General features: G+C 54.2%; 1 protein-coding gene. It reads left to right on the top strand.

Features of this window, described 5'->3' with window-relative positions; translation table 11 throughout:
• Positions 1 to 315: 315 nt before the first annotated feature.
• A complete protein-coding gene (locus P0D80_RS49945; RefSeq protein WP_408296086.1) occupies positions 316 to 1,353 on the top strand; it encodes a c-type cytochrome in 1,038 nt (345 codons plus the stop codon).
• Positions 1,354 to 1,719 lie beyond the last annotated feature (366 nt).

The following is a 1,719-nucleotide window of genomic DNA, read 5'->3' on the forward strand; positions in this document are numbered from 1 at the left end:
TTTTGCCGGACCGCACGTGTTCCATAGCCAGACATTATCCGCCAATCGTTGGTCGACTCTGTGAAACGCTTGTTTGGTGTCCCATATACTAATCAGCATTATTAGCCGCTTCGATAGATCGCTTATTGACCCTACAGAGGCCCCCTTGTCGCGACAAGGGATGTTCCACTTGCGCGAACATTTCCCCCAGCCCTTGGGGTACAACCAACGAGTTAAATGCACGTCACTTCGGCAGAACCGCTCAGCCGTGCTGAGGTGCCACCGGACCGTCGCGGCACCACCTGTCAACCCATACTAAAGCAGGAGAAGATGCGAATGAAATTGCGATTGAACGTCACCATGATAGGGCTCGGCGTTGCGTTGATGTCCAGCGCACCAGTATTGGCGATCAATTTGTTGCCGCCCGAGTCGTCTGCGGACATCGTCGACACGAAGACAGCAGAAACACTGGTTGCGCTGCACGACAGGCGGGAGATTCAGCCGTGGACAATGCCGAGTCACGGTGAATTGCCGACTGGCGAGCAGGGGGAGTTGATCGCGTATGGAATGAAGATCCTGACATACACGTCTCGATATATTGGGCCCTATGCGCCGGAGAAGATGCATCGCTATTCCAGCAACAATTTGAATTGCGTGAATTGTCATCAGGCGGGGTCAAGCGGGATGCCGGGTACCAAGCCTTTCGCGCTGCCGTTCGTAAATGTCGTCAACGATTATCCCAAGCTCGACGTGAAAATGATGCGCATTTACACTGTAGAGGACCGGATTCTGCAAATGTGCGGTACGGGCTCGGTGCCGTTCGCAAAAGATTCACGCGAAATGAAGGCCATGGTCGCTTATATGACATGGCTGGGCAGCAAAGCGAAACGTGGCATGGGAATGGAAGGGGCGGGGCTTGAGCCAATCTCGATGCCGGCGCGGGCGGCGAGTCCTCAAACAGGCAAGACGCTTTTTGAACAGAACTGCGCCGCTTGTCATGCGTCGACGGGTGTCGGCACGCGTCAGCCAGACTTCGATCAAGGAGGCGGCTATGTTTTCCCGGCGATCGCGGGAGACGACAGCTATAACGATGCCGGGCATATGTATATGGTTCCTTTACTGACCCGCTTCGTGCATGCGAACATGCCCCTTGGCAGCTCTGCCGCTGCGCCGATCCTGTCGATCAACGACGCTTTTGATATCTCGGCTTATGTGAACAGCGAACTACCGCGCAAGCATTTCGCGTCGAGAACGACCCTTTACCCCGATCCGCTATTCAGACCCGAAGGATTCGCTATTCCCGAGTTGTTTCCCGGTGATCGCGCCGCTTACGAAGCATCTCGGTTTGGGCCTTACAAGACCAGCAATCCTTAAGGGACGCTCGTGAATGAAGCGGTGCGATGGATTCGAGAGTGGCTGCTGAAGTGAGTATGTGTTTGCGCCGACCGAAAATCTAGGAAGGTCTGCAAAAGTCCTGGCGTCGGCGTACGCGTGGACTATCTTGGGAGATAGGCAAGTTTAAGGGAGTCTTCGATGACGCAACTTGATCTTGGTCTGGATCTGTCAACGAAACGTACACGCAAACGGGAATTTCTCGATTGACCGTGCCTCGATTTCACGTACAGCAGGAATTTGTTAATTTCCTGTTTGTACGGAGGTCTGAATGTCAGAGAAGCTGGTGCCCAAACGGCAATACACGGACGAGTTCAAGGTCGAGGCCATTAGGCTTGCCGAATCAGC

This window comes from Paraburkholderia sp. RL17-373-BIF-A, from assembly GCF_046030175.1.
Classification (GTDB): domain Bacteria; phylum Pseudomonadota; class Gammaproteobacteria; order Burkholderiales; family Burkholderiaceae; genus Paraburkholderia.

Coding starts and splice junctions, on each gene's coding strand:
- P0D80_RS49945 (WP_408296086.1), top strand. CDS start 316: ATGAAATTGCGATTGAACGTCACCATGATAGGGCTCGGCGTTGCGTTG.